Consider the following 2,814-nt stretch of genomic DNA (forward strand, 5'->3'; position numbering starts at 1 on the left):
TCGCCCGCCCGGGGCTGACCGACGTCGAATTGATTTCTGCCGCCGACGAAATCGGTTACCCGGTGCTGGTCAAGCCGTCGGCAGGCGGGGGTGGCAAGGGCATGCGCATGGTGGAACGCGCCGCCGACCTGCCCGCCGCGCTGGCCGGTGCCCGCCGGGAGTCGGCTGCCGCCTTCGGCGACGACACCCTGTTCCTGGAGCGATTCGTACTGCGGCCCAGGCATATCGAAGTACAGGTGCTGGCTGACACCTACGGCAACGTGGTACATCTTGGCGAACGGGAATGCAGCTTGCAGCGACGCCACCAGAAGGTGATCGAGGAGGCACCGTCACCACTGCTGGATGCTGCGACGCGGGCCCGCATCGGCGCTGCCGGCTGCGACACCGCACGCAGCGTGGACTACACCGGCGCCGGCACCGTGGAGTTCATCGTTTCCGCCGACCGGCCCGAGGAATTCTTCTTCATGGAGATGAACACCCGGCTGCAGGTCGAGCATCCGGTCACCGAAATGGTGACCGGATGGGATCTGGTCGAATGGCAGATCCGGATTGCCGCAGGCGAGAAGCTGACCGCGAGCCAGTCCGACATCACCCTGCACGGCCACGCAGTCGAAGCGCGGATTTACGCCGAGGATCCCGCCCGCGGCTTTCTGCCTACCGGCGGCGACGTGCTCGGGTTAGTCGAGCCCAAAGGCCCTGGGATGCGGATTGATTCGGGGCTTTCGGCCGGTATGACGGTGGGCAGCGCGTACGACCCGATGCTGGCGAAGGTGGTCACGCACGCCGCTGACCGGCCCGCTGCGCTGCGGGCGCTCGACCGCGCGTTGGCGGGCACCGCGGTGCTCGGCGTGGCCACCAACGTGGAGTTTCTTCGGTTTCTGCTGGCCGATCCCGATGTTGCCGCCGGTCGACTCGACACCGGGCTGCTGGACCGGCGGGTCGGCGAATTCGCTGCGGTGCCGCCTGCCGACGAACACCTCATCGCCGCGGCGGCCTACCGATGGCTGCGGCTCTGGCCTAAGCCCAGCGCGGATCTGTGGGAGGTGCCGTCGGGGTGGCGGATCGGCGCCCACGCGCCGGTCAGTATTCGGCTGCGAGCCGACGACCGCACCGACCATGTGCACCTGACCGGGATTCCCACGGACGCCCGAGCACGCGTCGAGGACGGTGAAAGCCGCTCGCTGCAGGCCCATCTCGAAGGCCAGCGATTGACGGTGACATTGGACGGCGTCCGTACCGAATACGCCGTCGCCGCAGCGGATCACCGGATTTGGCTACACGGCGGCGGCATGACCGCCGTAGTTGAGGAAGTGCAGGAAGCGCCGGTGCGTCCGGACGACGAGCACAGCGGCGACGCCGAGTTGACGAGCCCCATGCCGGGAACCGTTGTCGCGGTGAGCGTCGACGACAAGGCCGACGTGGCGGCGGGCACCGTTGTCGTCACAGTGGAGGCAATGAAAATGGAGCATGCACTGGCATCCCCGGTCGACGGGGTGGCCGAACTGCTAGTCGGTGTCGGCGACCAGGTCAAGGTGGGCCAGCCGTTGGCCCGAATCACCGCGAACACGAAAGGCGAAGGCTGAGCTGATGCCTGACTTCATTGCAAGCGGGACGCTTCCCGACGAATACCAGCAGTTGGCCAAGACGGTCCGGGATTTCGCGCAGAGCGTGGTCGCACCGGTCGCCGCTCGCCACGACGCCGAACACTCCTTTCCCTACGAAGTGGTCGCCGGAATGGCGGAGATGGGCCTCTTCGGTCTGCCGTTCCCGGAGGAGTGGGGCGGAATGGGCGGCGACTACTTCGCTTTGTGCCTGGCACTGGAGGAACTGGGCAAGGTCGACCAAAGCGTGGCCATCACGCTGGAGGCCGGTGTGTCGCTGGGCGCCATGCCGGTCTATCGGTTCGGCACCGAAGCGCAAAAGCGAGAGTGGTTGCCGCAGTTGACCAGTGGCCAGGCCCTGGGTGCGTTCGGGTTGACTGAACCCGGCGGTGGCAGCGACGCCGGCGCGACCAAGACCACCGCGCTTCTCGACGACGGGCATTGGGTGATCAACGGGTCCAAGCAGTTCATCACCAACTCAGGCACCGACATCACCAAACTGGTGACGGTAACCGCCGTCACCGGTGAACGGGACGGCAAGAAGGAGATCTCGTCGATCCTCGTGCCGGTACCCACACCGGGGTTCACCGTCGAACCGGCCTACGACAAAGTGGGCTGGCGCGCCTCTGATACTCATCCGTTGACGTTCCAGGATGTCCGGGTGCCCGAGGAGAATCTTCTGGGCGAACGCGGCCGCGGGTATGCCAACTTCCTGCGCATCCTCGACGAAGGGCGGATAGCGATCGCCGCGTTGTCCACCGGGGCCGCACAGGGTTGCGTGGACGAAAGCGTCAAGTATGCGCGCCAGCGCGAGGCGTTCGGGCGCCCGATCGGCCGCTATCAGCACATCGAGTTCACCATCGCCCGGATGGAGGCCCGCGCCCACACCGCCCGTACCGCCTACTACGACGCGGCGGCGCTGATGCTGGCCGGTAAGCCGTTCAAGAAACAGGCGGCGATCGCCAAGCTGGTGGCCAGTGAGGCGGCGATGGACAATGCACGTGACGCCACGCAGATTCACGGGGGCTACGGGTTCGTCAATGAGTTCCCTGTTGCCCGCCACTACCGGGACAGCAAGATCCTGGAGATCGGTGAGGGCACCAGCGAAGTGCAGCTGATGCTGATCGCACGAGAGGTGGGTCTGTGACAGCTGAAGATCGCCCGATCGTTCAGCGCGGGCTATGGTTCGAAGAATTCGAGACCGGCGTGCGCT

General features: G+C 66.2%; 2 protein-coding genes. Both read left to right on the top strand.

The window, feature by feature from the left end; all coding sequences use genetic code 11:
- The coding region (locus VFA16_RS13560; protein ID WP_324968317.1) for an acetyl/propionyl/methylcrotonyl-CoA carboxylase subunit alpha at nt 1–1,583 on the top strand (1,583 nt) is incomplete at its 5' end.
- A 4-nt stretch (nt 1,584–1,587) separates the two neighbouring features.
- The gene (locus tag VFA16_RS13565) at nt 1,588–2,748 is read left to right on the top strand and encodes an acyl-CoA dehydrogenase family protein (protein ID WP_324968318.1); all 1,161 of its coding nucleotides are present in this window, start codon (nt 1,588–1,590) and stop codon (nt 2,746–2,748) included.
- Nucleotides 2,749–2,814: the final 66 nt, after the last annotated feature.

It is taken from the genome of Mycobacterium sp., from assembly GCF_035653355.1.
Classification (GTDB): domain Bacteria; phylum Actinomycetota; class Actinomycetes; order Mycobacteriales; family Mycobacteriaceae; genus Mycobacterium.

Coding starts and splice junctions, on each gene's coding strand:
- VFA16_RS13565 (WP_324968318.1), top strand. CDS start 1,588: ATGCCTGACTTCATTGCAAGCGGGACGCTTCCCGACGAATACCAGCAG.